The organism is Herminiimonas sp. NPDC097707 (assembly GCF_044761395.1).
GTDB lineage: Bacteria > Pseudomonadota > Gammaproteobacteria > Burkholderiales > Burkholderiaceae_D > Oxalicibacterium.
Genome location: NZ_JBIWCI010000001.1, coordinates 2,090,288 through 2,117,276, shown reverse-complemented (window position 1 = coordinate 2,117,276; position 26,989 = coordinate 2,090,288). Strand labels below are relative to the sequence as shown.

Here is a 26,989-nt window from a genome sequence, read left to right as displayed (position 1 = left end):
TGCCGCGTTAAAAATGGATGTTGCAGGTAATACAAAACAGCAAGGTAAAACGGTAAGGCAGTCGGCAGCGATCTTCTATCCGGACAGATGGTGCGTCAATTTCTCGGTCAGCGTATCTTGCACGGCAGTTAATGTTGTTTGTGCGCCCAGGCTTTGCATGTCGATTGTGAGCAAACCTTCGTAACCGCAAGGATTGATCCATGAAAACGGCGTCAAATCCATCGCCACATTCAACGATACGCCGTGATAAGTACAACCGTTGCCGCGTATTTTCAAACCGAGGGCGGCGATTTTCGCGCCTTGCAGCGGGCCATCCGACAGATAAATGCCGGGTGCGCCAGCCTTGCGTTCGCAGGCCAGATTATACGCTGCCAGCGTATCGATCACCGCCTGCTCGATTTTATTGACCAGTTCGCGGGCGAAGATGCGCGCATCGGCGTGATTGCGGCGCAAATCCAGCAGCAGGTAAATGACAACCTGGCCGGGGCCGTGATACGTGACTTCGCCGCCGCGGTCGGTTTGCACAACCGGGACGTCGTGCGCGTCGAGTACGTGTGTGGGATCAGCCGCCAGACCGAGTGTAAACACCGGCGGATGCTCGACTACCCACAATTCGTCGGCAGTCTGCGCCGTGCGCGCATCGGTAAATGCACGCATCGCGGCGTAGGTAATCTCGTAGGATTCGCGTCCGCGCTGCCGGATGAGGGGAGAAGTGCTTGCGCTCATGCGCCGGCTTACAGGACGACTTTGACCATCGGGTGCGACGAGAGCGCACGGTACAAATTATCCAGTTGTTCGCGGCTGGTAGCGCGCACCGTCACGGTCAGGGCCAGATACTTGCCGGCCGACGATGGACGCATCTCCATTTTCTCGGCATGAAATTCCGGGTCGTGCAGCGTGACCAGTTCCAGCATGGTTTGGGCAAATTGATCCTGCATCAAACCCATGATTTTGATGGGGAAGTCGCTAGGGTATTCGATCAGGCTTTCGGTAGGTTCAGTCATGATGGCTATCGTTGGTGCTTGCATGCCGGATGCAAGGTAAAGGTTAAAAATTCACGCTGCCTTGGCGGCCTGGTAGGCTGCGTACAGTTTCCTGTATATGGGGCCGGGTTTGCCGTTTGCTATAGGCTGACCGTCGATAGTGACAACGGCCAGCACTTCTTTCGACGCGGATGACAATAATACTTCGTCGGCGGCAAATACTTCAGTGCGGGTAATGCGCCTGGTCTCGAATGGAATGCGGTCGGCGGTGCACAATTCTTCCATCAGGCCGTAGCGTATGCCTTCCAGTATCAGATTATCGCGCGGCGGCCCGATCAGGCGGCCATTCTTGACGACCCATACATTGGAGGCCGAGCCTTCCGTCAGAAAGCCGTCGCGGAACTGGATGGATTCACTGGCCTCATGCACTGCTGCGTTCTGTGCCGCCAGCACGTTGCCGAGCAGCGAGATGGATTTGATTTCGCAATGCAGCCAGCGCTGGTCTTCCATTGATATACAGGCAACGCCGTTTTCGCGCGCTTCATTGGATAAGGGCAGGAGCGAATTGCTCATGATGAAAACGGTTGGTGTCGGCTCGTTTGGCGGGAAGGCGTGCATGCGCTGGGCGACGCCGCGCGTGACTTGCATATATACCAACTGATCTTCTGCCGGATGCCGGCGCACTACTTCCTCGATCAGGGCCAGCCAGCTCTGGACATCATGGGGATTGGCGATACTCACGGCAGCCAGGCTGCGAAACAGGCGCTGCAGATGTTGTGCGGAGCGGAACAGTTTGCGCTGATAGACCGGAATGACTTCGTAGATGCCATCGCCAAAAATAAAGCCGCGATCCAGCACCGGAATTTTTGCCTCGGAAAGAGGGGTCATCGTACCGTTCAGATATACGAAGGGATCGTCCATGGCTGTTCTTGCATCGCTGGTGAAGCGTTAATTCTGGCACAAACACCATGTGTCCGCGTTGAAATCCTTGCAACTGCACTTGCTAGTTGCGTGCGCCAAAGAAAAACGGCAAGTTCAGCCGGGGAGGGATGAAACTTGCCGTTGAGCGTCAGCCGGGGTGGCCGCTGGTGATCAATGTATCCACAGGCGGATGGAATCCAGTGCGCGGCCGAACATGCCGGCTGGTCCAACCTGCTCCAGCGCCAGCACCGGCAATTCGGCAATGACTTTGTTTTCAGCCGACATGACCTTGACGGTGCCGACCTGGCTGTTCTTGTCGATAGGCGCGACGAGCGGATCCTTGCGTGCCAGCACAGGCTTGATTTTTCCAGCCATGCCTTTCGGTACTGTCACGAACACATCGTGCGTAAAACCGATCTTGATCTTGTTCTGCGAGCCTTTCCAGACATTAGGCGTATCGATCGCGACATCTTTTGAATACAGTTTGACTGCATCGAAATTCTGGAAGCCCCAGTTCAACAGCTTCTGGCTTTCCTGCGCACGTGCCTGGTCGGATGCGGTGCCGATCACGACCGAAATCAAGCGGCGTTCATTTGCGCCGTTCGGACGTTTTGCCGTGGAAATCAGGCAATAGCCGGCATTCTGCGTGTAGCCGGTTTTCATGCCGTCAACCGTCGGATCCAGCCACAGCAGGCGATTGCGGTTGGATTGCTTGATCTTGTTGTAAGTGAAATCCTTGGTTGAATAGATTTTATAAAATTCGGGGTGATCGCTGACCAGACGGGCGGCCAGCACGGCCAGGTCGCGTGCGGTCGAATAATTATTCGGGCTGGGCAAACCATGCGGATTGGCGAAACGCGTGGACTTCATGCCCATGCGTTCTGCTTCACGATTCATCAAGGCAGCGAATGCATCTTCGGTGCCTGCCACTGCTTCTGCCAGCGCTACTGCGGCATCGTTGCCGGACTGTACGATCAAGCCGTACAGCAGGTCGTTGACGGAGACGGGTACGCGCGGCTCGATAAACATCTTCGAGCTTTCAGGATCGACCTTCCATGCATTCGTCGATACCGTGATCATTTGATTCAGCGCGATACGTTTGTCCTGGACTGCGGAAAAGGCGACATAGGCGGTCATCAGTTTGGTCAGCGATGCCGGCTCGATGCGCGCATCCGCCTCGTTTGATGCCAGGATCTGGTTGCTGGTTGCATCCAGCAACAGCCAGGATTTTGCCGCAATGGTTGGGGCTGGGACAACTTGCGCAAAGGCAGTGGAGAGTGACAGAACGGCAACGGCGAGGGCCGCGAATAATTTTTTCATTTGACTTTAGTGTGAGCGCATGGCGTAACCATGGCTGTGCTGATTGAAGAAAGGTCTTGATTATAGGCTTGCGCCTCTTGGACGGGGCAACAGGCAAACAGTTCCCTCAACGCCGCCACATTGCTACCACGTGATTTTTAATGTGATGCAACTTGCGGCCGAAGAAATGATCGGCGCCGGGCACCACGACTACCGGCAGATCCTGTGGTCGGGCCCAATCGAATACATCGATCAGCGGAATCGTTTCATCCAGCTCGCCGTGGATCAGGATGGTATCGGCCGGCACCGTTTGCAACGGCCATTTGCCCGGTGCAGAACCGACCAGTACCAGACGTTCGGCCGGAGTCCCTTGTTCTTCCAGACGTTTTTGCAATTGCGTTTGCACGAAGGTGCCGAAGGAAAATCCGGCCAGCGCAAACGGTAGCGCTGGATATTGCTGCTGCATGTGCGTCAGCAATTGCGCCATGTCGTCGGTTTCCCCGATGCCCTCATCATAGGTGCCGCCGGAAGCGCCGACGCCGCGGAAATTCATGCGTACTGCGACGTAATCCAGCGCAACGAAGGCGCGTGCGAGCGTGTGGACAACCTTGTTATCCATGGTGCCGCCGAACAGCGGATGCGGATGGCCGATCAGCGCGATGCCGCGTGGCGTCGTCGCCGGTAGATCCAGTGCGCATTCGAGCACGCCGGCTGCACCTTGCAGGGAGAAACGTTGGGTTTGGGCGTTCATGTATTTATCTGTGAATACGGAGGATCAGATTTTCAGGCGTTCGACGATTTTTCCGCCGACCAGATGGACATCGACGATTTCATCGATGTCATCGTTATCGACATAGGTATACCAGGTGCCTTGCGGATAAATTACCAGGACCGGACCTTCTTCGCAGCGGTCCAGACAGCCGGCTTGATTGACGCGCACTTTGCCCCTGCCGCTGAGCCCCAATTCCTTGACGCGTTTTTTCAGGTGTTTTTGTGCGGCTTGCGCACCTTTGTCGGCACAGCATTCGCGGCCATCGTCGCGCTGATTCATGCAGACGAAAAGATGCTGGGAGAAAAACTGTTTATCTTCGCTCATAGGATGCTCGTATTAAAGAACGAAATGATACACCGGCATCATGTTCGCTTCACGCGATGCGTCGCATGCAGCAGGAACCACAGCGCTGCCACCGGCCACAACAGCGACAGGAATTGCGCCGCGCCATTGAAGTTGAGGAATTTTCCCTGCACCCAGGTTTCCAGTGTGGCAATGAAGTAGGGGTTCGCCGGCGCCAGATTGACAGCGATGAACGCGAGAACCAGCAGTCCGATGGCAGTGCGTCGCTGGGTAGAAGGCGGCAGGAATGCCAGGCCGCTCAGCAAGCATAGCCCCAGCAGCACGCCGCCCTGCGCGCCGGGAGTCAGCCATGCAAATGCATTTTCCGGCGTGAACAGCAGGGCGGTGGCGAGTGTATTGACGGCCAGCGCTGCGCTCAGCAGGGCTAGCACCAGTATCGCGCGCGGCGCTTTTTCGCGCAGCATGCACAGCAGCGCCAGCAAGACGCCGCTCATGTTCAAGGCTGTAATGAGGGCTTCTGCCAGCCAGTATTGTTCAACCGAAAGTTGCACGCCATTGCGCAACACACTGCCCAGATCGACCGGCGTTTCCAGCAGTATCGACAGCCAGTCAGACAAGATGGGCAGGATTTGCCCGTTGCCGAATAAATAGCTTTGCGGATAAATCTGCGCCATCGGCCACAGTGCAAAAATGATCAGGCCGCGGCTGGCCTGCGCGGTAAACCACTGGTGACGCAGATGACGCAAGCGGCTGCGCTCCAGTACCAGATGGCTGCTGAGGCTGCCGATCACGGCGCCGATCAGGGTGCCTATGCTATTGGTGATGAAATCCAGGTTGGAAGCGACGCGATTCGGCAGCAGAGTCTGGGTGGCTTCCATCGCGCCCGACAAGACGACACCCAGCAAAAGTGCCAGCACGATGGCGCCTATACGGCGGATTTTCGGGTGCAGCGCAAATACCGTCAGGATACCCAGCGGAATGTAGCCGAGAATGTTGGTGGCGACATCAAAACCGGTCCAGTAACGCGGCATGCCGGCGAACAGATAGGTTTGCAGGGGCACGCCCATGCTTTGCCAGCCGGTGAATGGATACAGGCTGGCATAGATGATGAGCAGCAGGTACGCCAGCAGAGCGCCGCGCGAAAACGCCGACGCTTGCAAGGCCGAGGCAGGCGCGGCGCCTATTTTTTCGGTGGCAGGGTCGCTAACCATACGGCCATTTCATTGATGATTGCATCGCTGGCGAGCGCCAAGGCCGCGGCGCCTCCTTGCGCATTTGCGCTTGCTGCCGGCAACTGTTTAACGAACATTTTTTGCGCCCGCAGTATGCGGCCGTCGAATAGCGACGCCCGCATGGCGATATGCGCACTGCTTTGATGTGCGCTGTCGAATACTTGTGAAAAATCGTCTGCTTCGATGCGCAGCACAGGCAGATTGACCGCGCCATCGGAGGCCGGCACGACGACGCCGCCAGCCTGCGACAGGCGCGACTTCAGTCGCAGCAGGAATAATTGCGCCGGCGCCATGGTCCATTTACTGGAGGCATAGGCGCGCGGCTGCTGCTTGTTGTCGTAGTTGAGCCGGTAAAACATCATCTGGCTATCCAGCCAGACAGGCGCCGTGATTTCCGCGATGCTGATGGCGGGCAGTTGCGTTTCGGTGGTGGCGGAGCCTTGCGTGTGCAAGGGACCGAGATCAAACAGCGCAGCCGATTGCGGCCCGGCCGCACAGCCGGTCAGCAAGAGACTGCCGGCAACTGCGAACATGGAAAAAAAGCGGGTCGTTATTTTCTTCATGAATATCCTAGAACAATGATCTTGTTATTTGGCCGGTGCGCTGAAACCTGCTTCGCCAGGGCCGGGTTGTGCTGCGCTGGCGCCAAACAAAATACTTTGCGGTCTTTGGTTGAATGTTTCCAGTGTGCGATTCAGCGCTCGCATCGAGGTTCGCGTTTCATCTATCAAAGGCACGATTTCATGTTCGACCATGGAAGCCGTCGAACCTATATTGTTGACCGCGCTGTTAAAACCGTTCAAGGGGCCATCCGGTGCGTTGAGCCTGACGGTAAATTCATTCAGATTGCCGGTCAGTCTGGTGGCATCTTCCGATAGCTTGTTCAGCGAGACCATCGCATTGTCAGCCTTGAGGGCAAGTGCGGGCAGTTTATCCAGTGTCGGTTGCAGTTGATCCGGAATTTTTGCGACCTTGTTGGCGGCGTTGCTGACATCGGTGAACGCGCCCAGGATTAATTTTTGATTGGCGTCGGAGAGTATGGTATTGACGCGTTTCGCCACTTCCTCTGTCTGTTCGAGAATCGCCAGGCCGCGTATCTGCAAGGTGTCGAGCAGGCCGGGCCGCAATGCGATGCGCGCGATTTTTTTCGGTGACGATGGCATCAAGGTCGGATTTTTCCCGTCATCGTCCAGTTGCACGTAGGCGAGGCCGGTAACGCCCTGATAGCTGAGGGTGGCAAAAGTCGAATGCGTGATCGGCGTATCTTTCGAGACGCTGAAGCGGATCAGAATCTGGCCGGGTTTTTGCGGATCGAACAGAACCGCATCCACGCGGCCGACATCCAGCCCGCGATAGCGCACACCGGCTTGCGGATTGAGGCCGGGCACCGACAGCGTGGTGGCGATTTCATACGGCACGCGTTCCACCCGGTCGCGGTTGAACCAGAGGGCGATCAGTGCGGCCGCGATCAACAGCACGATCGTGAAAATGCCGGCCATCAATGCATGTGCTTTATTTTCCATAATTGATTTTCAGAGTATTCACTAGATACCGTCATCCGGATAATCCGGCAGCGCTTCAATCGCGCGTTGCCCGCGTTCGCCCCGGAAAAAAGTTTCGATAAACGGGTGTTTGAATTCAACCACCTTGCCTGGTTCGCAATACGCGATGATGTGCTTGTCGGCCAGCACGGCGACGCGCGACGACAAGGCGAACAGCGTGTCCAGATCGTGTGTGACCATGACCACGGTCAGTTGCATTTCCTCGCGCAGCGTGCGGATCAGATCGACGAAACTTTCCGATGCATTTGGGTCCAGCCCGGCAGTCGGCTCGTCGAGGAACAGCAATTCCGGTTCCAGCGCCAGTGCCCGCGCCAGCGCCACGCGCTTGATCATGCCACCCGACAAATCGGAGGGCATTTTCAGTGCATGTTCCGGGCCTATGCCAGCCATCTGCAATTTCAATAATGCGGCATCGTGTATCAACTGTTTCGGCAGCACGCGCAATTCGCGCATCGGTTGCGCCACGTTATCGAACACTGTAAAGGACGAAAACAGCGCACCCTGCTGGAACAGCATACCCCAGCGATTGCGTAATTGCTGCAGTTGTTGCGGCGCAATGCCGTTGATATCCTCGTCAAATATACGCACCGTGCCGCGTGCCGGATGATTCAAGCCCAGCATCTGTCGCAGCAATACCGTTTTGCCGGAACCGGAGCCGCCTACCAGTGAAACAATTTCGCCCTGATTGATTGTCAGGTTCAGGTTTTCATGCACGATCACATCGCCGAATTGCGTGCACAGATTTTCGATCTGGATGATGGGCTGCGCGCCGGTTTGCGGTGTTGTCGATGCGCAATCCATGGCGCTGTCTGTCACGCTGCTCATCAAAACCCCACTTCGGTGAAGATGATGGCGAAGACGGCATCGGCCAGAATCACGATGGTGATGGCACTGACAACGGAAATCGTGGTGCCCTCACCCAGGCTCTCGGTATTCGGTTTGATGCGCAAGCCAAAGTGACAGGCGACCAGCGCGATCAGGCCGCCGAATACGACGCCTTTGCCCAGACCTATCCAGTAATTTGCCAGCGGTACCGCATCCGGCAATTCGCGGATAAAGTATTTATATGACAAACCCAGCTCCAGATTGGCTGCCACCATGCCGCCTATCAAGGCCATGGCATCGGTCCATACCACCAGCAGCGGCATCGAGATGGCGAGCGCGATGACTTTCGGCATCACCAGCCGGTAGCCATGCGGCAAGCCCATGACCAGCATGGCATCGAGTTCTTCGGTGACGCGCATGACGCCAAGTTGTGCGGTGATTGACGAACCGGAGCGCCCGGCCACCAGGATCGCCGCCAGCAAGGGGCCGAGTTCCCGGATCACGCTCATGCCGAGAATATTGACCAGGAAAACGTCGCCGCCGAACTGATGCAATTGCTGCGCCGACAGATAAGACAGCACCACACCGATTAAAAATCCCACCAGTGCGGTAATGCCCAGCGCCTGATAGCCGGTATGAAAGATATTGGCCGAAATTTCCTTCCACGGCCCGCGTTGCGGTTCCCTGGCGAAACGCCCGAGATCCATCGTCAACTGGCCGATCAGGCTGATGAAGCCGAGCAGATGATCCAGTATGTTGCGCTTGAGCTGCAATAGCGATGTCAGCGAATACCAGTATTTTTTCGGTGGCTTCTTCCACTCCAGCGGGCCGGTTTGTTCCAGCCGCAGGAAAAAATCTGCATGCTGCGGCACCAGCGTTAATTGGGCCGGGCGTTTTTTGCCCCATGCATTCCACAGTAATTGCGCACCTATGTAATCCAGTGCTGTTATCTGCGACAGATCCCAATGCACAGTCTCCGCCTTGCCCGCCGTCTGCAGCACGGCGGTAATGGCCGCCATTGTTTCGGGCGCGGCCAGCGCGCGCACCTGCCACGATCCTGCTGCGGTAGCGGTAGCGTTGTCGTTCGGTGTATAGCTGAGGGTAGGAGGCACAACGTTGAGCATGCATCGAGTGTAAGGGAGAAACGGGCAGGCGTCACGTACGCTGCCGTTTCGCCAGCCTGGTCATGCCGTTACAATGCGCACATGACATTGCCAGAACCATCGCTCCCGACCGCGCAACAACTGGCCGCCCTGTGCGGCTCCGACGCACAGAATATGACGCTCCGCATCGTTGCGGAAACCGGTTCGACCAATGCCGATCTGCTGGCCGAGGCGGCGCAACTGCAGGGACCGACCTTGTTGTGGGCCGGCGTGCAAACCGCCGGCAAGGGACGCGCCGGGCGCCGCTGGCATTCGGCGGCCGATGCGACGCTGACTTTTTCGCTGGCGTGGAAATTTGCGCTGCCGGTGCAGGCTCTGGCGGGTTTGTCGCTGGCGGTTGGTGTGACAGTGACGGAAACGCTGATCTCGTTCGGCGTGGATGCGCGGCTGAAGTGGCCGAACGATGTTTTGAGGAATGGCAACAAGCTGGCCGGCATCCTGATCGAAACTGCAGTGGATAAAACAGATCGGCAGTCGGTATGGGCGATCATAGGCGTAGGCATCAATCTCGCGAGTGCACAGGATTTAAGCACGCAGATCGGCCGGACTGTGGCCGATGCGTCGGGGCTGGAACGCACGGGGCTGATGGCGGCCTTGCTGGATGCATTCAGCAAGGCTTTGCCCCTGTTTGAGCAACAGGGATTCAAGGCGTTTGCGGCGACGTGGAATGCGCTGGATGCCTATGCGGGACAGGCAGTTAACATCCTGGATCAGGAAAAAATTCTGCAGCATGGAAATGCCGCTGGTGTGGACGAGGCCGGGCGCCTGTTGCTTGATACTGCGCAGGGGCGCATGGCGATCAGCGCCGGCGATGTATCGTTGCGGATAAGAGAAGAATAACCAAGGGATAAGGCGATGCTGTTATTGGTCGATGCAGGAAATACGCGTATCAAATGGGCGCTGGTCGATTGCTCGAGCGGACAGCAGACGCCCGGCAACTGGCATGCTGCCGGCAGCGTTGCGCGGGCTGAAGCGGCGCAACTGGCGCAGGCATGGAGCAGCTTCAACATCAGCCGCGTATTGCTGTCGAATGTCGCCGGCGCTGAATTGCGCAAGGAACTGGAACGGGCCGTGTTGCATGTTGCCAGCGACATCGCACCGGAATGGTTCGTCTCGACGCCAGAAGCGGGCGGCGTGCGCAATCATTATCGGAATCCGGCGCAACTGGGCAGCGACCGTTTTGCTGCCGCAATAGGCGCGCATGCCTTGTTCCCGCAGCGGCCGCTGGTGGTGGCGACCTGCGGCACCGCGACCACGATCGATGCGGTAAATGCAGATGGCGCATTTGTCGGCGGCATGATTTTGCCCGGACTCGGTTTGATGGCCTCGGCGCTGGCAAACAATACGGCACAGTTGCCGGAAGTAGCCTTGCATGCCAGTTTGACCCAACCGTTTGTCGACAATACGGAGGCGGCCATCGTCAGCGGTTGCCTGGCGGCGCAAGCCGGCGCGATCGAGCGCGCGGTGAAGGCGCAGGCAGAGGCGCATCCGCAAGACGCGCTTTACTGTATTCTGGCTGGCGGCGCGGCAGACCTGATTGCGCCGCATTTGTCGATTGCATATAAACGCGTCGATAATCTGGTCTTGATCGGTTTGCACACGGTGGCAATTCATACTCTTCCAACATGCTAAAAATCCTGTTCGGCTTCTTGTTATTGATCAATGGCGGCTTGTACGCGTTTCAGCAAGGCTGGCTGGACGCATGGTCGCCCGCCAGCCGCGAACCCTCGCGGCTGACGCAGCAATTGAATCCGGCTCAACTCAAGCTGATACCGTTACCTGCCGCCCAGCCCGCCGCTGTCGCGCCATCTGTCGTCAATGCGCTTGCCGCCGTCACACCTGTCACACCTCAAGAGCCTGAAGCGGAAAAAAATACGGCGCGTGCAGACAAGATTTCCAATGTGCTGGCATGTACCGAGGTCGGTAATTTCGATGCAGTCGAAGCCAAGCGCTTTGAAACGCAACTGGCGTCGCTCGCACTCGGTGAGCGTCTGACACGTCGCACGATTCAGGAACATGCGCGGCACATGGTCTACATGCCACCGCAAGCCAGCAAGGATGCGGCCGAGAAAAAGGCCGGCGAACTCAAGCGTCTGGGGGTGGAAGATTTTTTCGTGATCCAGGACGGCTCGCCACTGCAGTGGGGCATTTCGCTGGGAATATTCAAATCCGAAGAGGCGGCGCGCAACCATCTGAATGCCTTGAATCAAAAAGGCGTGCGCAGTGCGCGCATAGGCACGCATAGTCCGAGCGCCAATAAAGTCGCATTCCAGTTGCGCGGGCTGGATGCGACGGCCAAGAACAGCGTAGTGAAAATCAAGGGAAGTTTCCCGCGCCAGGAATTGCGCGAGTGCACCGGCCCGGTTGCGGGCTAGACGCTGGATTCGGTTTCGATGTGCAGCGGACAGGGTCGAATTTGCCCGGCTGCTGCCATCTATTCAGCCAAACGCCGTGCCCGTAATGCCGACAGACAGTGTGCGCACATGCAGGTTTTCGCGTTGCCGTCTACGTTCCGCAATATCTCGTTCGCTCTCGGCAGTGCCGTGCACCAGCAGCGCACCGTTGTGCTTGTATCAACCATACCGCATGAAAATTCAGCGCCGCATTGCGAACAATGGCTCATTTGTCATCCTCTTCTGAATCGAGGCAGGGGTTCATCTGCAGGGTATTTGTCAATCGGGCAAGGTGCATATGGGATATTTGTGGAATTAAAACAAAGAGCCGGGAAATGATCCGGCATTCGCTGTAAAATCGCGGTCATCTATTTTCTGAGCTAGCCATGACCGATATGAATGCCGATCTTACTGTAGTTTCGCCGCAAATACAGGCGCAAATCCTGGCCGAGGCGCTGCCGTATATCCGCAAATTCCACGGTAAGACCATAGTCATCAAATACGGTGGCAATGCCATGACCGAAGAGCGTCTGAAGCACAGCTTCGCACGCGATGTGATCCTGTTGAAGCTGGTCGGCATGAACCCGGTCGTGGTGCACGGCGGCGGTCCGCAGATCGACAACGCGCTGAAAAAAATCGGCAAGCAAGGCACCTTCATCCAGGGTATGCGCATCACCGATGAAGAAACGATGGAAGTCGTCGAATGGGTGCTGGGTGGCGAAGTGCAGCAGGATATCGTGATGCTGATCAATCATTACGGCGGCCAGGCAGTCGGCCTGACCGGCAAGGATGGCGGCTTGATACGTGCGCGCAAAATGAATATGCCGGATCGTGAAAATCCGGGCAAGTTCCTCGACATCGGTTTTGTCGGCGATATCGAAGCGATCAATCCTGCCGTCGTGAAAGCGCTGCAGGATGATGCCTTTATCCCGATTATTTCGCCTATCGGGTTCGGCGACGACGGCCAGGCCTACAACATCAATGCTGACGTGGTTGCCGGCAAGATCGCGGAAATCCTGCGCGCTGAAAAGCTGATCATGATGACCAACATCGCTGGCGTACAGGACAAGCAGGGCAATCTGCTGACTGACTTGTCGGCGCGTGAAATCGATGAAATGTTTGAAGACGGCACGATTTCCGGCGGCATGCTGCCGAAGATTTCCTCCGCGCTGGATGCAGCAAAGTCCGGCGTCAATACCGTGCACATCATCGATGGCCGCATCGAGCATTCGCTGTTGCTGGAAGTGCTGACCGAACAGGCGTTCGGTACGATGATACGTTCGCACTAAACAATATTTCATCCGTTAAAAAGGCGTGCCGGCTTGATAGTCGGCACGCCTTTTTTTCTTCTTGTTAAATACGAAATAAATGTATGGCAAGCAGCTTGAATCCTGAAAATTCAACATCGTAAATTCTTGGCAGTCCACTTGCTGTTGCTGGTTCCGGGAATTGGCAAACGCCCTGTTGCGAGAGACGAAAGCATATTGGGGGGAGCGTCGCCGATAGTGCTTGCCTGATCACATCTGTGCGTACACGGCATTCTCTTTGTATTGCGCCAGCCATTTTTCAAACTCGGCAGCAGGCAATGGGCGAGAAATCATGAAACCCTGTGCAATATCGCATCCCAGATCTGCCAGTAGTGTGTAAGCACGTTGATTTTCCACTCCTTCGGCGATGGTTTTCATCCCCATTTTGTGCGCCAGCGTCACAGCGGCTTCTACGATGTGTATCGCGCCTTTATCGTCGGGCAGTCTGCGCACAAAAGATTGGTCTATTTTGATGAGGGAGATAGGGAGCTGGTGCAAGTACTGCAATGAGGAATAGCCGGTGCCAAAGTCATCGATGGAAATAGTGATTTTTGCATTTGCCAAGCGGCTTAGTTCCGATATGGAGCGCGCGATATCGGTCATCAAGGCGCCTTCCGTTACTTCCAGTTCCAGAAATTGACCGCTTACATCGTAGCGTTGCAGCAGTTGCAGTACCAGATCCGAGAAGCCTGGTTGCAGCAGATTGCGCGGCGAGATGTTGACTGCGATCGCAAGATGGATATCGTTTTCCCGCCATTTCACAATTTGCTCCATGGCCTGTTCCAGGGCAAACTCGGTAATGAGATTGATGAGTGTGCTTTGCTCCGCACGCGGGATAAAAATACCGGGGGGAATGTTGCCGCGCTCCGGATGATTCCATCGCATGAGTGCTTCCACGCCGTGAATTTCTCCGGTTTTAATGGAGATTTTCGGTTGGTAATGCATGGACAGTTGCCCTTCTTTGAGGGCGCTCATCAGGTTGCCGAGGATGGATAGATTTTCCTTCGCGAAATTACTGATTTCCGGGCTGTAGGCAACGCAGTCCTGTACTTTTTCGTTGGCAGAGATCAGGGCTGATTCAGCCCGTTGCAGGTAGAGCTCGGGTGCTTGTATCACCTTGCTGAAGGTGACATAACCAAGCCGGGAATCGACATGAATCGGAATGGCGTTGAATTGATATGGTTGCTGTGCGCTTTTAATCAATGCTGCGAGCAAGGTATCGATTGCTTGTGCATCCCGGCTTTCTATCAGGATGCCTAATTGTTCTGGATCGATGCGATAGACGCGTGCCGTGTCTTGCAAGATGCTTTGGCAACGATCGGCCGATTGCAGGATCACTGCTTCAGTGATGTCGAAGCCAAATGCTGATTTCAGCTCCATCGTATTTTGCAGCGAGACCACGACAAGAGCATGCAGGTGCGAGGCATTTTTTATTTTCTGGATATCGGATAAGGCCTTCAGCAATGCATGGCGATTCGGCAGTCGGGTGACAGGGTCATGACGTGCAATCCATTTCAAGTGTCGAAGGTAAGACCTCACACTATCGCTGGCACCGCCGCAGGCTGTCCCGATCAATATAAAGAATCCGGTTCGATAGAGCCAGTTGATGGCGTTCTGTTGTTCTCCGGTGCTGACATCGATGGGCATAAAAGGCCCTAATGTGATGCCTCCAAGCAGTCCCACGATCAATCCGCCGCGTACGCCGAAGACAAATCCGGACAGCAGAATGGCCAGATACATTGAATGCGAATAAACGAATTTGATGCCCCCGGTAGCATAGACCAGAATATAAATGCCGGCTATCAGGATGGCGAGCAAGGGGATCATGGCAATCCGTATTGCGCGGATATATACGCTGAGCCATTCGAACAATTGTATGGTGTTCATCAGACATTCCTTCGGAAGGCAACATCATGAATCAGGGCATACCCTTGAATAGAGGATTGCCGTTTTGCTGAACAGCGTGCTGGAATCGAGATGACTTAATACAGTAGTGGAGTGCGTGAGCGCATGACAGTGATGAAATTCTCCAATATATGTTGCCATGGGAAAATTATTCTAGCAATTATTACGCCTGTTTTGAAATTTTATGTGCGGCAGCTTGTGCCAGGCTGACATGGCACAAGCCCGGAAAATTGCGTATTCAATATATTCTTTTCACTTCGTAACCGCGTTTTTGCAACAGGCTGGGTACGCCTTTGTCACCCAGCAAGTGCAGAGCACCAACTGCAACAAAGCTCATCTTGTCGGTCTTCAACAAGGCTTCTACCTTGTTTGCCATATTCGGATTGCGCTGGTCCAGCAAGACCTGCTGCAAGAATCTATCCGAGGCTGTTGCTCCCTTTTGCATTTCAAGCAAGGAATTTTCCAGTCCCCTGGCGTCTGCGTTCTGCCATGCAGCGATTAAAGCCAATGCTTTTTTCATTGCTTCGCCATTGGCGAGTTCGGCAAGATTTTCCTTCAGGTATTCTTCCTGCTCTGCGTCAGTCATGCTGTCGAACAGCGAGAGTTGATAGTCGGCTGTTTCCAGTTCCTGTATCGGTTTGTTCTGTTCTTGTGCGATCGAGATGAAATATTTTTCGATGCCTTGCTCGGTCGGGAAGCCATGGCGTGCCATTTCCTGTATCAGCAGCAGATTGGTGATCATCCACGGCTTCATGCGGGCGATGCTTTCAAATGGGATGCCGGCGCGTTGCAGAGCCTGGCGCAATTGCGCACTGCCGTCGGCGGATAGATGCCGGTTGACGGTTTGTCCATCGGGATAGATGCCGTGTCGCAGGATGGCCAGGCGCATAGCTTCCGTATCACGGATGTCGACTTCGATCACCAGTTTTTTCGCATCGGATAATGCGCGCGTCACTTGCGGCTCGAGTGGGTAGAATGCTGTCTGGCCGACGTGGATGGTGCCGAACAGATAACTGACATTGCCGCCATGGGTGGCGCGATACAGTGTCCCGCGCTGCGGAATCGTGTATTTCTGTACGCTAGCCGATGTTGCTGCGGTCTTGTCGGCGTGCGCACTTGCTGTGTACGGGCTTAATAATACGGTGAAAATAAAAACGACATAACGACGCATGCAATTCCTTAACTTGTATTGATAACCGACGTAGAAAACGATGCCCAAGCTGACCTGGCTGTTCGATCTGGATAACACGCTGCATAACGCATCGCATGCGATTTTTCCGGCGATCAACCTGAACATGAATGCCTACATCGCGCAGGTGCTGAACGAGGCTGGTGCGGCTTCGGATGAGGCGGCGGTGAATGCCGCGCGCGTCGCCTACTGGCAACGCTACGGCGCGACCTTGCTCGGTATGGTAAATCATCATCAGGTGCGGCCTGAAGATTTCTTGCGCGAGGCGCATCGTTTCGATGATCTGGCCGCGATGATACGTGCCGAGCGCGGACTGGGGAAATTATTGCGCCGTCTGCCGGGCCGCAAAATTCTGCTGACGAATGCGCCGCGCCGGTATTCGCATGAGGTGCTGCGGCATCTGGGTTTGCACAAGCATTTCGCCCGGCATGTACCGATAGAGGCGATGCGCGTGCATGGCCGCTTGCGGCCCAAGCCGTCGAAGCAGATGCTGCGCAAGCTGCTGGCAAAGGAAGGGATAAGGGCAGGGCGATGCGTGCTGGTGGAAGACACGGTGAGTCATTTGAAAGGTGCAAAATCGCTGGGCCTGGCAACCGTGTGGGTCACCCAGTATCTGGCCGCCGATTCGAGCAAAGGAGCAGTAACTGGCAACGGCGCAACAGTGGGGCATATAAAACGCCCTATTTATGTCGATGTCAAAGTAAAATCCGTAGGGCAACTATTCAGGCAGTTGCATCGATTGCGTTAGTCCGATTGTTTACTTACCTATAAATATAAAACCATGGCGACGACCAAACCAGGCGAACGCAAGCTGCAGATACTCCAGACACTGGCAACCATGCTGGAGCAACCCAAGGGTGAAAAAATCACGACGGCCGCTCTGGCTGCGCGCGTGGAAGTGTCGGAGGCGGCGCTGTATCGGCATTTCGCCAGCAAGGCGCAAATGTTTGAAGGCTTGATCGAGTTCATCGAGACTACCGTGTTCGGCCTGATCAACAAGATTGCCGAACAGCAGGAAAACGGCTTGTCGCAGGCGCAGGCAATCATCGCCATGCTGCTCAATTTTGCCGAGCGCAATCCCGGCATGACGCGGGTCATGATAGGCGATGCGCTGGTCAATGAAGACGAGCGTTTGCAGCTGCGCATGAATCAGTTTGTCGACCGCATCGAACTGGCGATCAAGCAAGCCTTGCGCGTGGCGGTTACGCAAGGCCAGGCGAATGAAGCGGAAGTCGCCGCGCGTGCGAATCTGATTGCCGGCGCGGTACTAGGGCACTGGCAACGTTATGCCAAGACCGGCTTCAAGCAAAATCCTTCGGCGCATGCTGCCGCCCAGATATCAATATTGCTGGCTTGAGTATGGCGCCGCGCCTGTCGATTTCCGCCAGGTGCTGAAAACCGACCGTTCGCCGCCGGTCTGCGCTTGCCGCTTGGTCGTACAATAGCGTCTTGCCCCGCATCGTTTTTTCTGACTTATGTCTCTGTTTGTTCCCGCCGATTCTTCCCACGATTGCTTTGCGCTGCTCGACGATTGCGACGCCAGTGCGGATCAGACGCGTTCGCGTCTTTATTCGGCGCATGCAGGCACCTTGTCGTGTCGGCACGCAGATCAATTGCCGGATTTGCTGCAGCAGATGCAGGCGCAGCTGTTGCAAGGTCGTTTTGCGGTTGCGCTGTTTGCCTATGAATTAGGGGCCGCCCTGCACGGTATTGCGCCGCACGAAGATGAGCCGCCGCTGGCTGAAATATTGTTGTTCGATCGTTGCGAAAAACTTTCCGCATCACAGGTGACAAGCTGGCTGGCGCAACAGGAGTCGACGACGCCGGCAGGAATCGCCAATGTGCATGCCGACATCGATCAAGCGGCCTTCGATGCCGCACTGGCGCGTATCCACGATTACATCGCGGCAGGCGACACCTACCAGGTCAATTACACCTACCGTTTGCGCTTCGATGCTTACGGCTCGCTGCATGCGCTGTATCGCCGCCTGCGCGAGCGCCAGCCGGTGCCGTATGGCGCACTGATTGCGTTGCCGGATGGTCGCGCAGTGCTGTCCTTGTCGCCGGAGCTGTTCGTGCAACATGAGCATGGCCGGCTGACAGTGCGGCCGATGAAGGGCACGGCGGCCGCCAGCGGCGACTTGCAGCAGGATCAAGTGTCGGCACATGCTTTGGCAGCTGACCCGAAAAATCGCGCGGAAAATCTGATGATCGTCGATCTCTTGCGCAACGATCTGGGACGGATCGCCGAAGTCGGTTCGGTGGTCGTCGATAAGCTGTTCGATGTGCGTCGCTATAGCAGCGTGTTGCAAATGACATCGACCGTGCATGCGCAATTGCGTGCCGGTCTGGCGCTGCCGGAGATATTCGAGGCGCTGTATCCCTGCGGTTCGATTACCGGCGCGCCCAAGCACAGGACAATGCAGATCATCCGCGAGCTGGAAGCCAGTCCGCGCGGAATTTACACCGGCGCCATCGGCTGGTTCGATCCGCCGCAGGATGCGCAGACCGTCGCTAATTTCTGTTTGTCGGTGCCCATCCGCACCCTGCAATTGCAGCCGCAGTCGCAGAATGAACAGCGTATTCGTCGCGGCGAAATGGGGGTGGGTGCCGGCATCGTGCATGACAGCCAGACGCAGGCTGAGTACGAAGAGTGTCGGCTCAAGGCTCGCTTCCTGACCGGCATGCGCGGCGAATTTGAATTGTTTGAAACGATATATGCCACGCGTGCTGAAGGGTGCCGCTATCTGGAACGCCATCTGCAGCGCCTGCAGCGATCGGCGGACTATTTCGGTTTTGCATTCGACGTGAGCAGCATACGCACACAGTTGCGCGATGCCTGCGCGGGGCTGGCGGAAAACCTTGCTTATCGCTTGCGGCTTGCCTTGCAGGCGGATGGCAATTGCACGATACAAACTGCGCCGCTGGCGACGCTGAAGCTGCCGGTCAATATTCTGCTGGCGAAAGATTGTACCGATGCCGGCGATATTTTCCTGCACCACAAGACTACGATCAGAAGCGGATACGACGCTGCATGGCGCGCAGCGGAACAGCAGGGCGCGTTCGACCAATTGTTTTGCAATAGCGCGGGGCAGTTGAGCGAAGGCGGGCGCAGCAGTATTTTCATCAAGCTGGAGGGTCGCTGGTATACGCCGCCTCTGAGCGCCGGCGTTTTGCCGGGCGTCATGCGCGCCGTATTGCTGGACGATCCGGCGTGGCAGGCGCAGGAAAAAAATCTGACGCTGGCTGACTTGCGCACAGCAGACGAAGTGATCGTCTGCAATTCCCTGCGCGGCGTGCTGCCGGCGCAGATCGTCTGGCCGGACTGAGACGAACACACGCCGACAAAACCTTATGCCGGCAATGTGACCCTGAAGCAGCTGCCCGGCTCATTGCGTGCGGTGTACACGACGTCGCCGCCATGCCGGCGCGCGATTTGCCGCACCAGACTCAAGCCGAGACCGACCCCGCCTTCGCGTTCGCTGGCGCCAGCCACGCGATAGAAGGGTTCGAAAATATTTTCCCGTTCTGCTGCCGGTACGCCGGGGCCGCCATCGCACACCTGCAACAGGACGGTGTTGCCCGGTGCTGTCGCCAGGGTCACGGTAATCGGCGTGTTATTGCCGTAGCGCTTGGCATTTTCCAGCAGATTGCGCACCAGACGGCGCAGCAGCCGTGCATCGCCGGCCAACTCGATGGCCTGTGCATCCAGTTGCGCACCGATGCGCGCGCATTCTTCGGCGAGCAGTGCAGTCAGATCTATTTTTTCAAATGTCTGTGTGGCGTCAGCGGTAGCATCGAGTCGACTGGCCAGTAAAATTTCATCGATCAATTGATCCAGCTCGCCGATGTTGCGCTTGAGCTCGCTGCGGATTTCCGGTTGTGCTTCCGGGCCCATCAATTCAATCGCCATGCGTATGCGCGCCAGCGGCGAGCGCAATTCATGCGAAGCGTTGGCCAGCAAGGCCTTCTGCGCATCGACCAGCGCTTCTATGCGGGCCGCCGAACGATTGAAGCTGCTTGCCAGACGACCGACTTCATCCTGCCCTTCCACTGCAATGCGCGTCGACAGTTGCCCGGCACCCAGCGCTTCGACACTGGTTTGCAGACGCTCCAGCCGACGTGTCAGGCGACGCACGATCGGATACGAGCCTATGCCTATCGCCAGCCCGATCAGGAGCAGCGTGGTGAAAAAACTGAAGGGTGGTTTGCGCCGCCCCGGATGCTGGCCGACCAGCCAGCGATTGTCCGGCAGTTTGACGGCGAATACCGGCGGCCCGCCACCCATCCAGCCGCTGACGGTTTGCGCTGCATCCAGCGGCGGCAGTTCGCGTCCGGCAGTCGCGATTTTTTCGCGCTTGGCTGAATACAGTGTGAGGTCGGCACGCATGCGCGATTGCCAGCGGGTGAGCGCCTGCTGTTGCTCTTCGTTGCTGGCTTCGGGAGGAGGCAGTACATCGGAGGCGATGGCGGCAAACGATTCCAGGCTGGGCCCGATTTGTCGTGCGTCTGCATTGATGCGCCATGCGGCAGCGAACAGCAGGCCGGCGACGGTCAGGCTGATCAGCATCGCCAGATAAATGCGGATATACAAACGGTGCGACCAGCTGAAACGTCCGCGCGTGCTTGATTCAGACATCCTGCGCCTTTGCAAATACATAGCCGGCACCGCGGACGGTGATGATGCGTTTGGGTTGTTTGGGATCGTCTTCGATGGCGGCGCGCAGGCGGCCGATGTGCACATCGATAGAGCGATCGAAGGCTTCCAGCGGTTCGCCCTTGACGGCATCCATCAGTTGTTCGCGCGACAGTACGCGCCCGGCACGTTCGGCCATGGCCGCCAGTAGATTGAATTGATAGGACGTGACCGGCTTGTCCTGATCATCGAGGCGAATCATGCGTGCATCCAGGTCGATTTCGAGCCGGCCAAAGCGCAGCACGTGTCCGTCGGTGGCTGGTGTGCCGTGCTGGCGTCGCAGCACGGCACGCAAACGTGCCAGCAATTCGCGCGGTTCAAACGGTTTCGGAATGTAATCGTCGGCGCCGAGTTCGAGCCCGACCACGCGATCCATGGGGTCACCCTTGGCAGTCAGCATGACGATGGGCAGGGCATTCAGCGGTGCCGGAAAGGCGCGTATCTGGCGACATACATCGAGTCCGTCTGCATCCGGCAGCATCAGGTCCAGCAGGACGATGGCGAAAGATTCGCCCGCGCTCGCGTGCTGCAACTGCTGCAGTCCCTCAGCGGCGGTGGCGCTGTGCTGCACATCGAAGCCGTTCTGGCCAAGATAGGTGGCGACCATCGCTGCAAGGCGCTGGTCGTCTTCGATCATGAGTAGGCGTTGGTTCATCTGTCTAGTGTAATTCCATTTCGCAGGCAACACGACAAGGGCCTGGTGAAACACTACTGCGGATCAGAGTAGAAGAGCAGAAATATAGGCGAGCTGGCAGCACACTGCCGCGTACAGCGTTTGCAGCGATACACTTTGTATCGCTGCAAACGCTGCGGCGGCAGAATGTCTTATTGCGGCGCTTTTGCTGCTTCGGCTGCCGGCTTGTGCTCATGACCGTGATGCGAGCGTGGGCCGTGACCGAAACCACGTTTATGTTTCTGCATAGTTTCCACTGCCTTGACACGCTGTGCCGGCGTCAGCACTTCTGCAGCGTCGGCAAAAGCCTGTGTCACCCGACGTGAACGCTGGTCGGCCAGTTTCTGCTCGGTCTGGCGCAGTTGTTCAAGTGCGCTGCGATCGATGGTGGCGGCTGACAGCAGCTTGCTGCGTTGTGCATGCAGGTCGCGGTTTTGCTGGCGCAAGGGTTGCAGATCGGCGAAAGCGGATTTGGCGATGACGCTCAACCTGGCTTTCTGTTCCGTGGTGGCATCCGGCACCAGACGGTGCAGCATGCGGTCGAAACGTTTTTCCGCATGTTCCGGACTCATCTTTCCGTGTTTGCCGGCGTGCCGTTCATGCTTCTCGACCTTGGCCGGTGCAGCCTGATTGTCGGCAGCGTAGCTGACGCCGGCCAGCGAGATGGCGCCGACGATGACGGCGCTTGCTCCTGCCATCAACAGACGACGGCTGCGCGAGCCGGAAGCTGACGACGATACGGATGGTGTGGTGTGCTTGTTCATTGAAACTCCTTTGTCTCGGTTGGCGCCTGCTACTTGTGCAGGCATGTTGTTACTGTAGGTGCGCTCTGTTGAGATAGCGCATGCGAGCGGTAAAGTTATGTAAAGGGCGGGGCACGCATAGTTGGTGCATGAATGCGCGCCAGTTTGGCTGTCGCTACGGTCCGCCGTGATGCCGGCGGAACTACGGAAGGTGTGGGGGACATTACCAAAGCGCATTGACAGGCAATGCGTCGAATCGGCTGGATGCCAGGACAGTGATGGTGATCAGCGAGGAAGTGCTGGTGCGGGCGTCAGCGCATGTTGTTGCAATGCATGGCAAAGTTTTACCAGGCCATCAATTGGGGAATGGCAGCGCCAGATGCGCTGATCAATCTGGGCAGGGCGCGCGAGGAATGCCAGCGTGCCCTGAGGTATGGCGTGCCGGCTAGTGTGCCTGCCCGCATACGCTGCAACTGGTATTGCGTGCGATCTTGATGCTGCTCCATTCCATCGTGCGTGCATCCAGCAGGAGCAGGCGTCCGGCCAGCGATGCACCTATGCCTGCCACCAGTTTCAATGCTTCCGCTGCCTGCGTGCTGCCGATGATGCCGACCAGCGGCGCGAACACGCCCATGGTGCCGCAATTGACTTCTTCAAATTGCTGGTCTTCCGGGAACAGGCAGGCATAGCAGGGTGCCTTGCCGCTACGTGTATCGAACACGCTGACCTGACCGTCGAACTTGATGGCGGCGCCGGAAACCAGGGGTACGCGATTGGCAACGCAGGCGCGATTGATGGCATGACGCGTCGCAAAGTTGTCGCTGCAATCCAATACCACTGATGCATTGCGGACCAGTTCATCGAGGCGTTCACCGGACACGCGTTCCTGCAAGGCGACGATCTCTATGGTCGGATTGATTTCTGTCAGCGTCTTCTGCCCGGATACAACCTTGGCCTGGCCGACGCGTTCCGTGGTGTGCAGAATTTGCCGCTGCAGATTGGTGAGATCAACCGTATCGTCATCTACCAGCGTGATGGTGCCTATGCCGGCAGAAGCGAGATAAAACGCTGCCGGTGAACCCAGTCCGCCGGCGCCGATGATCAATACATGTGCCGCCAACAGTTTTTCCTGTCCTTCGATATCGATTTCATCGAGCAGGATATGGCGTGAATAACGTAGTAGTTGCTGATCGTTCATAAATAATCCGGGCGTAATTCTTGGTTCTTGATCCGTCATGCATTTTGTGCGGGAACAGAGTCGCACTTATCAAAAAAGCCGCATCGCTGCGGCTTTTTTGTGTTTGCCTGCGACTACTTCTTGTCGCCGTTTTTCGGTTCGGTTTTTGATTCCGTTTTCGGCTGATTGATGCCGGCTTCTTTCTTCACTTCGACTTTCACTTTTGAAAGAACAACCGGCAAGCCTTTCAAATGATTCAAGGCTTGCGTCAGCTGGAAATCATCCTTGCTGCCGAATTCCAGTGGTTTGCGTTTTTTCTCCAAAGCGGCGATGCGCTGATCTTCTTCCAGCTCATCGAGGCCGGGGCGAGCGCTTTCTGCTTCCTTGTCCTTGTCGTTGGTCAGATGCTTTTGCAGATCGGCTTCACGCAGACGCAAACTGTTCAAGCCATCGCCTTCGGCGGTTTCATCCACCATCAGATCCGGGACGATGCCCTTGGCCTGAATCGAACGGCCGTTCGGCGTGTAATAACGCGCGGTGGTCAGCTTGACGGCGGTATCGGCAGACAGCTGGCGTATGGTTTGCACCGAGCCCTTGCCGAACGTTTGCGTGCCCATGATGGTGGCGCGCTTGTAATCCTGCAGTGCGCCGGCCACGATTTCAGAAGCGGATGCGGAACCGGAATTGACCAGCACCACCATCGGGATTTTCTTGATTGCATCAGGCAGCTTCGCCAGCGGGTCGCCGACAGCACGTGCGGCGTAGAATTCGCGGCGCGCATAGAAGCTGGCTTTGGAATCCGGCAATTGGCCATTGGTCGAAGTGATGACGACATCTTTCGGCAGGAAGGCAGCCGAGACGCCAATCGCACCCGGCAATACACCGCCCGGATCGTTGCGCAGATCGAGCACCAGACCTTTCAGGTTCGGTTCCTGAGCGTACAACGCAGCGATTTTCTTCGCCATGTCATCGACCGTAGGTTCCTGGAATTGCGCCACGCGCAACCACGCATAGCCCGGCTCCACTACTTTTGCCTTCACGCTTTGCACGCGGATTTCCTGACGCGTGATCGTGATGACGATAGGTTTGTCTTCATCCTTGCGCGCAATGGTCAGCGTGATCTTGGTATTCGGTTCGCCGCGCATTTTTTTGACGGCTTCGTCCAGCGTCATGCCTTTGACTGGCGTGGAATCCAGACGCGTGATCAGATCGCCTGCCTTGATGCCGGCGCGATAGGCGGGCGAATCCTCGATAGGCGAAATGACCTTGACGTAGCCGTCTTCCATCCCGACTTCGATGCCGAGGCCGACAAACTTGCCTTGCGTGCCTTCACGCAATTCCTTGAATGCTTTTTTATCAAGATAGGCAGAATGCGGGTCGAGCGACGACACCATGCCGGAAATGGCTTCCGTCAGCAGTTTTTTGTCTTCTACCGGTTCAACATAATCTGATTTGATGAGACCGAACACATCGGCCAGCTGGCGCAATTCCTCGAGCGGCAATGGATTGCCGGTACTTTTCTGCGCTATCGCGTCCAGTTGCGTACCCATGCCGATCGCGCCGGCAACCATGCCCAAACCGATCAATCCGATATTCTTGAGTTTCGTTCCCATGTTCACCTAATAGTTACCCAACCAAGTGGGTCAAACGCGCGACCTTGGTGCCGCATCTCAAAGTATAAACCTGATTGTTCATTGCCGCCGCTATTACCTGTGCTGGCAATGACATCGCCTGCTTTGACGGCATCGCCGGCATGTTTCAATACGGATTGATTATTGCCGTAAATCGTCATGTACTGGCTGCCGTGATCGACGATGATCAGATTGCCGAAACCGCGCAGCCATTCGGCAAAGATAACCCGGCCGGCGGCAATGGCCTTGACTTCCGTGCCTTCGTTTGCGCGTATGAACAAGCCTTTCCAGCTTGGCCCGTCACCGCGTTTGCTGCCGAATTTGGCAATCAGGTCGCCGCGTATCGGCAGCCGCAAGCGTCCGCGCAAGGCAGCGAAGGCACCATCCTGGACACTGGCATCGGGCGTGAGTTCATTTCTGGCGAGGGTTTTGGCCGGTGGTTCGTCGTCTTCGATCGCATTCGGGTTGCTAATTTTTCCGCTCGACGCCTGATCATCCGGTGCGCTGCGTTTTTTTGCCTGCGCCAGACGTTTTTCACGTTCTTCGCGCGCTCGCGCTGCACGTTCCTGGCGGCGTTTTTCTGCCGCCTCCGCCTCTGCCTTGCGTTGCTCCTGAATCAACACGGCCAGTTTATCCACCAGACTGGCGAGTCGTTGTTCGTCGCGCTCGATCTTGCCGACTTCCTTGCGTTGCGCGACCAGTTTGTTCGATAGTTGCGCCAACAGCGTGGCGCGTTGGGCTTTTTCCTTTTGCAGGATGGCGTGCTGGTCGCGCGCTTCGGCGGCGATTTCATCCAGCTCTTCCTTGGCGTTTTGCACGGCCACCTGATTGTCTTCGATCTTGGCCAGATTGGTGCGCAGTGCTTCGATCAGCGCTGCTTGCGCGCGCGAGATGTAACCCATGTATTGCAGTTCGCGGTTGATGCGATTCGGGTTGTCGCCGGAAAGCAGCAGCTTGATGCGATCTTCATTGCCGGCGACATATTGTTCGCGTAACAACCTGGCGAGCTGGCTTTGCTGCGCCTCGACAATTTTTTGCAGTGCGGCCTGTTGCTGCGATAACTCGTTCAGTTTGGCCTGGGTTTGCTGCTGCTCTTCGGAGAGATCCCGCAAATTGCGTTGTGCATCCGATATGGCTTCTTCCGACTTGGCAAGTGCGCTGGCGGCAGAACTTTTTGCAGTTTCCGTCTTGTCTATGCTGCGTTTGAGGGTCGTCAGTTTTTGCCGCAGATCGGCGCGCTCGCTTTCGGCGATTTTCTTTTGCTTGCTGCGATCAGTGACTTTTTGCGCCTGCGCCTGTACCGGCACGCCGGTCAGCAGCGCCAGCAAGACGACCGAAGCGATGATGCGCATCGCCGGCCATGCTTGCGTATGCAACTGGACGAGGATGCGCGTATTGCGTTTGATGCGTGATGAAAATGGAAGCCGCACGGAGTTTATAGCACTGCCCCGTGGCTGGCGGCAGCTTTGACGGCCGCTGCCAGTGATTCCTGATCACCCAGGTAGTAATGACGGATAGGTTTCAGATTTTCATCCAGTTCATACACGATAGGGCGGCCGTTCGGAATACTCAGCGAAACGATATCCTGATCGCTGATGTCGTCGAGAATCTTGATCAGGGCGCGCAGGCTGTTGCCGTGCGCCGAGATGATGATCTGCTTGCCGGCGCGAATGGATGGCACGATGGTGTCGTTCCAGTACGGTTCCACGCGCAGCAGCGTATCCTTCAGGCATTCGCCGAGCGGAATTTCTTCACGCTTCAGGGCGGCATAGCGCGGATCCTTGTACATGGTGCGCGGATCGTCTTCAGCCAGCAGCTTGGGTGGAATGTCGTAGCTGCGGCGCCATTGCAAGACTTGATCTGCGCCGTATTCGCTGGCGGTTTCGGCCTTGTTCATGCCCTGCAGCGCGCCGTAATGGCGTTCGTTCAGGTGCCAGTCGCAGACGACGGGTATCCACATCAGATCCATTTCATCCAGCGTGAGCCACATGGTGCGGATGGCGCGTTTCAGCACGGACGAATAAGCCAGGTCGAAGCTGAATCCTGCGTCGCGCAGCAGTTTGCCGGCGTGCTTTGCTTCAGCACAACCTTTTTCAGTCAAATCGACATCGGCCCAGCCGGTAAAGCGATTGTCGAGGTTCCATGTGGACTCGCCGTGGCGCATCAATACGATTTTGTACATGAGTCAGATAGGTAAGTAATGGTTTTTTGATGC

The 26,989-nt window shown here is 56.6% G+C and carries 28 protein-coding genes; 7 read left to right on the top strand and 21 right to left on the bottom strand.

From position 1 onward, the window contains the following. Window positions 1–75 precede the first annotated feature (75 nt). From lipB to ACIQW9_RS10215, 11 genes are all read right to left on the bottom strand, one after another. Entirely contained in the window at window positions 76–726 is a 651-nt protein-coding gene (lipB, locus tag ACIQW9_RS10265) for a lipoyl(octanoyl) transferase LipB (RefSeq protein ID WP_402336255.1), read from the bottom strand. Window positions 727–734: 8 nt separating this feature from the next. Beyond that, window positions 735–1,004 (bottom strand): DUF493 family protein, encoded by a 270-nt coding sequence (locus tag ACIQW9_RS10260; protein ID WP_402336253.1) that lies wholly within the window; start codon window positions 1,002–1,004, stop codon window positions 735–737. Between the two features lie 51 nt (window positions 1,005–1,055). Continuing rightward, complete coding sequence (locus ACIQW9_RS10255) at window positions 1,056–1,904, bottom strand: D-amino acid aminotransferase (RefSeq protein WP_402336251.1); 849 nt, start codon at window positions 1,902–1,904, stop codon at window positions 1,056–1,058. 171 nt (window positions 1,905–2,075) lie between these two features. Beyond that, window positions 2,076–3,224, bottom strand: a complete 1,149-nt coding sequence (locus ACIQW9_RS10250) for a D-alanyl-D-alanine carboxypeptidase family protein (protein WP_402336248.1) — start codon at window positions 3,222–3,224, stop codon at window positions 2,076–2,078. Window positions 3,225–3,330: 106 nt separating this feature from the next. Next, complete coding sequence (locus tag ACIQW9_RS10245) at window positions 3,331–3,954, bottom strand: alpha/beta hydrolase (RefSeq protein ID WP_402336245.1); 624 nt, start codon at window positions 3,952–3,954, stop codon at window positions 3,331–3,333. A 24-nt stretch (window positions 3,955–3,978) separates the two neighbouring features. Beyond that, entirely contained in the window at window positions 3,979–4,299 is a 321-nt protein-coding gene (locus ACIQW9_RS10240; RefSeq protein WP_402336243.1) for a (2Fe-2S) ferredoxin domain-containing protein, read from the bottom strand. Between the two features lie 38 nt (window positions 4,300–4,337). After that, window positions 4,338–5,489 (bottom strand): VanZ family protein, encoded by a 1,152-nt coding sequence (locus ACIQW9_RS10235; protein WP_402336240.1) that lies wholly within the window; start codon window positions 5,487–5,489, stop codon window positions 4,338–4,340. Then, window positions 5,459–6,073, bottom strand: a complete 615-nt coding sequence (locus ACIQW9_RS10230) for an ABC-type transport auxiliary lipoprotein family protein (protein WP_402336237.1) — start codon at window positions 6,071–6,073, stop codon at window positions 5,459–5,461. Before ACIQW9_RS10230 ends, ACIQW9_RS10235 begins: the two co-directional genes overlap by 31 nt. A 24-nt stretch (window positions 6,074–6,097) precedes the next feature. Then, window positions 6,098–7,033 carry an MlaD family protein gene (locus tag ACIQW9_RS10225; protein WP_402336234.1) on the bottom strand — a complete coding sequence of 312 codons (936 nt, stop codon included), beginning with the start codon at window positions 7,031–7,033 and terminating at the stop codon, window positions 6,098–6,100. 21 nt (window positions 7,034–7,054) lie between these two features. Then, a complete protein-coding gene (locus ACIQW9_RS10220) occupies window positions 7,055–7,897 on the bottom strand; it encodes an ABC transporter ATP-binding protein (protein ID WP_402336231.1) in 843 nt (280 codons plus the stop codon). Beyond that, window positions 7,897–9,021: an MlaE family ABC transporter permease gene (locus tag ACIQW9_RS10215; protein WP_402336229.1), complete on the bottom strand. Its 1,125-nt coding sequence runs from the start codon at window positions 9,019–9,021 to the stop codon at window positions 7,897–7,899. Before ACIQW9_RS10215 ends, ACIQW9_RS10220 begins: the two co-directional genes overlap by 1 nt. Window positions 9,022–9,102: 81 nt before the next feature. On the opposite strand from ACIQW9_RS10215, the gene ACIQW9_RS10210 reads away from it, so the two are divergent. Genes ACIQW9_RS10210 through ACIQW9_RS10200 form a run of 3 tightly spaced genes read left to right on the top strand, consistent with a single transcriptional unit; the run spans window position 9,103 to window position 11,435 of the window. After that, a complete protein-coding gene (locus ACIQW9_RS10210; RefSeq protein ID WP_402336226.1) occupies window positions 9,103–9,900 on the top strand; it encodes a biotin--[acetyl-CoA-carboxylase] ligase in 798 nt (265 codons plus the stop codon). A 15-nt stretch (window positions 9,901–9,915) separates the two neighbouring features. Then, window positions 9,916–10,692 (top strand): type III pantothenate kinase, encoded by a 777-nt coding sequence (locus ACIQW9_RS10205; RefSeq protein ID WP_402336224.1) that lies wholly within the window; start codon window positions 9,916–9,918, stop codon window positions 10,690–10,692. Then, complete coding sequence (locus ACIQW9_RS10200; RefSeq protein WP_402336221.1) at window positions 10,686–11,435, top strand: SPOR domain-containing protein; 750 nt, start codon at window positions 10,686–10,688, stop codon at window positions 11,433–11,435. Before ACIQW9_RS10205 ends, ACIQW9_RS10200 begins: the two co-directional genes overlap by 7 nt. A 59-nt stretch (window positions 11,436–11,494) precedes the next feature. Here the strand turns inward: ACIQW9_RS10200 and ACIQW9_RS10195 are convergent, their stop codons facing one another. Then, a complete protein-coding gene (locus tag ACIQW9_RS10195; RefSeq protein WP_402336218.1) occupies window positions 11,495–11,683 on the bottom strand; it encodes a cysteine-rich CWC family protein in 189 nt (62 codons plus the stop codon). A gap of 165 nt (window positions 11,684–11,848) precedes the next feature. On the opposite strand from ACIQW9_RS10195, the gene argB reads away from it, so the two are divergent. Then, window positions 11,849–12,742 (top strand): acetylglutamate kinase, encoded by an 894-nt coding sequence (gene argB / locus ACIQW9_RS10190; RefSeq protein WP_402337987.1) that lies wholly within the window; start codon window positions 11,849–11,851, stop codon window positions 12,740–12,742. 228 nt (window positions 12,743–12,970) lie between these two features. On the opposite strand, the gene ACIQW9_RS10185 is transcribed toward argB, so the two are convergent. Both ACIQW9_RS10185 and ACIQW9_RS10180 read right to left on the bottom strand, forming a co-directional pair. Next, on the bottom strand, window positions 12,971–14,647 hold the full coding sequence (locus ACIQW9_RS10185) for a putative bifunctional diguanylate cyclase/phosphodiesterase (RefSeq protein ID WP_402336215.1): 1,677 nt from the start codon (window positions 14,645–14,647) through the stop codon (window positions 12,971–12,973). A 256-nt stretch (window positions 14,648–14,903) separates the two neighbouring features. Then, a complete protein-coding gene (locus tag ACIQW9_RS10180; RefSeq protein WP_402336212.1) occupies window positions 14,904–15,836 on the bottom strand; it encodes a TraB/GumN family protein in 933 nt (310 codons plus the stop codon). A 40-nt stretch (window positions 15,837–15,876) separates the two neighbouring features. Here ACIQW9_RS10180 and ACIQW9_RS10175 point away from each other — a divergent pair, with 40 nt between their 5' ends. From ACIQW9_RS10175 to pabB, 3 genes are all read left to right on the top strand, one after another. Then, window positions 15,877–16,602: a pyrimidine 5'-nucleotidase gene (locus ACIQW9_RS10175; protein ID WP_402336210.1), complete on the top strand. Its 726-nt coding sequence runs from the start codon at window positions 15,877–15,879 to the stop codon at window positions 16,600–16,602. A gap of 33 nt (window positions 16,603–16,635) precedes the next feature. After that, window positions 16,636–17,211 (top strand): nucleoid occlusion factor SlmA, encoded by a 576-nt coding sequence (gene slmA / locus ACIQW9_RS10170; protein WP_402336207.1) that lies wholly within the window; start codon window positions 16,636–16,638, stop codon window positions 17,209–17,211. A gap of 118 nt (window positions 17,212–17,329) precedes the next feature. Next, a complete protein-coding gene (pabB, locus tag ACIQW9_RS10165) occupies window positions 17,330–19,183 on the top strand; it encodes an aminodeoxychorismate synthase component I (protein WP_402336204.1) in 1,854 nt (617 codons plus the stop codon). Between the two features lie 23 nt (window positions 19,184–19,206). Here the strand turns inward: pabB and ACIQW9_RS10160 are convergent, their stop codons facing one another. From ACIQW9_RS10160 to gpmA, 7 genes are all read right to left on the bottom strand, one after another. Continuing rightward, complete coding sequence (locus tag ACIQW9_RS10160) at window positions 19,207–20,493, bottom strand: sensor histidine kinase (RefSeq protein WP_402336201.1); 1,287 nt, start codon at window positions 20,491–20,493, stop codon at window positions 19,207–19,209. Further along, complete coding sequence (locus ACIQW9_RS10155; RefSeq protein ID WP_402336199.1) at window positions 20,486–21,205, bottom strand: response regulator; 720 nt, start codon at window positions 21,203–21,205, stop codon at window positions 20,486–20,488. Before ACIQW9_RS10155 ends, ACIQW9_RS10160 begins: the two co-directional genes overlap by 8 nt. Before the next feature lie 170 nt (window positions 21,206–21,375). After that, window positions 21,376–21,987 carry a Spy/CpxP family protein refolding chaperone gene (locus ACIQW9_RS10150; RefSeq protein ID WP_402336196.1) on the bottom strand — a complete coding sequence of 204 codons (612 nt, stop codon included), beginning with the start codon at window positions 21,985–21,987 and terminating at the stop codon, window positions 21,376–21,378. 424 nt (window positions 21,988–22,411) lie between these two features. Further along, window positions 22,412–23,164 carry a HesA/MoeB/ThiF family protein gene (locus ACIQW9_RS10145; RefSeq protein ID WP_402336193.1) on the bottom strand — a complete coding sequence of 251 codons (753 nt, stop codon included), beginning with the start codon at window positions 23,162–23,164 and terminating at the stop codon, window positions 22,412–22,414. Between the two features lie 113 nt (window positions 23,165–23,277). Next, entirely contained in the window at window positions 23,278–24,756 is a 1,479-nt protein-coding gene (locus ACIQW9_RS10140) for a S41 family peptidase (RefSeq protein WP_402336191.1), read from the bottom strand. A gap of 2 nt (window positions 24,757–24,758) precedes the next feature. Then, a complete protein-coding gene (locus tag ACIQW9_RS10135) occupies window positions 24,759–26,126 on the bottom strand; it encodes a murein hydrolase activator EnvC family protein (RefSeq protein WP_402337984.1) in 1,368 nt (455 codons plus the stop codon). Between the two features lie 83 nt (window positions 26,127–26,209). Continuing rightward, window positions 26,210–26,956 carry a 2,3-diphosphoglycerate-dependent phosphoglycerate mutase gene (gene gpmA, locus ACIQW9_RS10130; RefSeq protein ID WP_402336189.1) on the bottom strand — a complete coding sequence of 249 codons (747 nt, stop codon included), beginning with the start codon at window positions 26,954–26,956 and terminating at the stop codon, window positions 26,210–26,212. Between the last annotated feature and the right edge of the window lie 33 nt (window positions 26,957–26,989).

What these genes read in the sequence shown, in the direction of transcription:
- ACIQW9_RS10235 (WP_402336240.1), bottom strand. Translation starts at nt 5,489, where the DNA reads ATGGTTAGCGACCCTGCCACCGAAAAAATAGGCGCCGCGCCTGCCTCG.
- ACIQW9_RS10215 (WP_402336229.1), bottom strand. Translation starts at nt 9,021, where the DNA reads ATGCTCAACGTTGTGCCTCCTACCCTCAGCTATACACCGAACGACAAC.
- gpmA (WP_402336189.1), bottom strand. Translation starts at nt 26,956, where the DNA reads ATGTACAAAATCGTATTGATGCGCCACGGCGAGTCCACATGGAACCTC.
- ACIQW9_RS10185 (WP_402336215.1), bottom strand. Translation starts at nt 14,647, where the DNA reads ATGAACACCATACAATTGTTCGAATGGCTCAGCGTATATATCCGCGCA.
- ACIQW9_RS10145 (WP_402336193.1), bottom strand. Translation starts at nt 23,164, where the DNA reads ATGAACGATCAGCAACTACTACGTTATTCACGCCATATCCTGCTCGAT.
- ACIQW9_RS10210 (WP_402336226.1), top strand. Translation starts at nt 9,103, where the DNA reads ATGACATTGCCAGAACCATCGCTCCCGACCGCGCAACAACTGGCCGCC.
- lipB (WP_402336255.1), bottom strand. Translation starts at nt 726, where the DNA reads ATGAGCGCAAGCACTTCTCCCCTCATCCGGCAGCGCGGACGCGAATCC.
- ACIQW9_RS10230 (WP_402336237.1), bottom strand. Translation starts at nt 6,073, where the DNA reads ATGAAGAAAATAACGACCCGCTTTTTTTCCATGTTCGCAGTTGCCGGC.
- ACIQW9_RS10195 (WP_402336218.1), bottom strand. Translation starts at nt 11,683, where the DNA reads ATGAGCCATTGTTCGCAATGCGGCGCTGAATTTTCATGCGGTATGGTT.
- ACIQW9_RS10240 (WP_402336243.1), bottom strand. Translation starts at nt 4,299, where the DNA reads ATGAGCGAAGATAAACAGTTTTTCTCCCAGCATCTTTTCGTCTGCATG.
- ACIQW9_RS10180 (WP_402336212.1), bottom strand. Translation starts at nt 15,836, where the DNA reads ATGCGTCGTTATGTCGTTTTTATTTTCACCGTATTATTAAGCCCGTAC.
- slmA (WP_402336207.1), top strand. Translation starts at nt 16,636, where the DNA reads ATGGCGACGACCAAACCAGGCGAACGCAAGCTGCAGATACTCCAGACA.
- ACIQW9_RS10155 (WP_402336199.1), bottom strand. Translation starts at nt 21,205, where the DNA reads ATGAACCAACGCCTACTCATGATCGAAGACGACCAGCGCCTTGCAGCG.
- pabB (WP_402336204.1), top strand. Translation starts at nt 17,330, where the DNA reads ATGTCTCTGTTTGTTCCCGCCGATTCTTCCCACGATTGCTTTGCGCTG.
- argB (WP_402337987.1), top strand. Translation starts at nt 11,849, where the DNA reads ATGAATGCCGATCTTACTGTAGTTTCGCCGCAAATACAGGCGCAAATC.
- ACIQW9_RS10150 (WP_402336196.1), bottom strand. Translation starts at nt 21,987, where the DNA reads ATGAACAAGCACACCACACCATCCGTATCGTCGTCAGCTTCCGGCTCG.
- ACIQW9_RS10245 (WP_402336245.1), bottom strand. Translation starts at nt 3,954, where the DNA reads ATGAACGCCCAAACCCAACGTTTCTCCCTGCAAGGTGCAGCCGGCGTG.
- ACIQW9_RS10260 (WP_402336253.1), bottom strand. Translation starts at nt 1,004, where the DNA reads ATGACTGAACCTACCGAAAGCCTGATCGAATACCCTAGCGACTTCCCC.
- ACIQW9_RS10175 (WP_402336210.1), top strand. Translation starts at nt 15,877, where the DNA reads ATGCCCAAGCTGACCTGGCTGTTCGATCTGGATAACACGCTGCATAAC.
- ACIQW9_RS10160 (WP_402336201.1), bottom strand. Translation starts at nt 20,493, where the DNA reads ATGTCTGAATCAAGCACGCGCGGACGTTTCAGCTGGTCGCACCGTTTG.
- ACIQW9_RS10140 (WP_402336191.1), bottom strand. Translation starts at nt 24,756, where the DNA reads ATGGGAACGAAACTCAAGAATATCGGATTGATCGGTTTGGGCATGGTT.
- ACIQW9_RS10255 (WP_402336251.1), bottom strand. Translation starts at nt 1,904, where the DNA reads ATGGACGATCCCTTCGTATATCTGAACGGTACGATGACCCCTCTTTCC.
- ACIQW9_RS10135 (WP_402337984.1), bottom strand. Translation starts at nt 26,126, where the DNA reads ATGCGCATCATCGCTTCGGTCGTCTTGCTGGCGCTGCTGACCGGCGTG.
- ACIQW9_RS10200 (WP_402336221.1), top strand. Translation starts at nt 10,686, where the DNA reads ATGCTAAAAATCCTGTTCGGCTTCTTGTTATTGATCAATGGCGGCTTG.
- ACIQW9_RS10220 (WP_402336231.1), bottom strand. Translation starts at nt 7,897, where the DNA reads ATGAGCAGCGTGACAGACAGCGCCATGGATTGCGCATCGACAACACCG.
- ACIQW9_RS10205 (WP_402336224.1), top strand. Translation starts at nt 9,916, where the DNA reads ATGCTGTTATTGGTCGATGCAGGAAATACGCGTATCAAATGGGCGCTG.
- ACIQW9_RS10225 (WP_402336234.1), bottom strand. Translation starts at nt 7,033, where the DNA reads ATGGAAAATAAAGCACATGCATTGATGGCCGGCATTTTCACGATCGTG.
- ACIQW9_RS10250 (WP_402336248.1), bottom strand. Translation starts at nt 3,224, where the DNA reads ATGAAAAAATTATTCGCGGCCCTCGCCGTTGCCGTTCTGTCACTCTCC.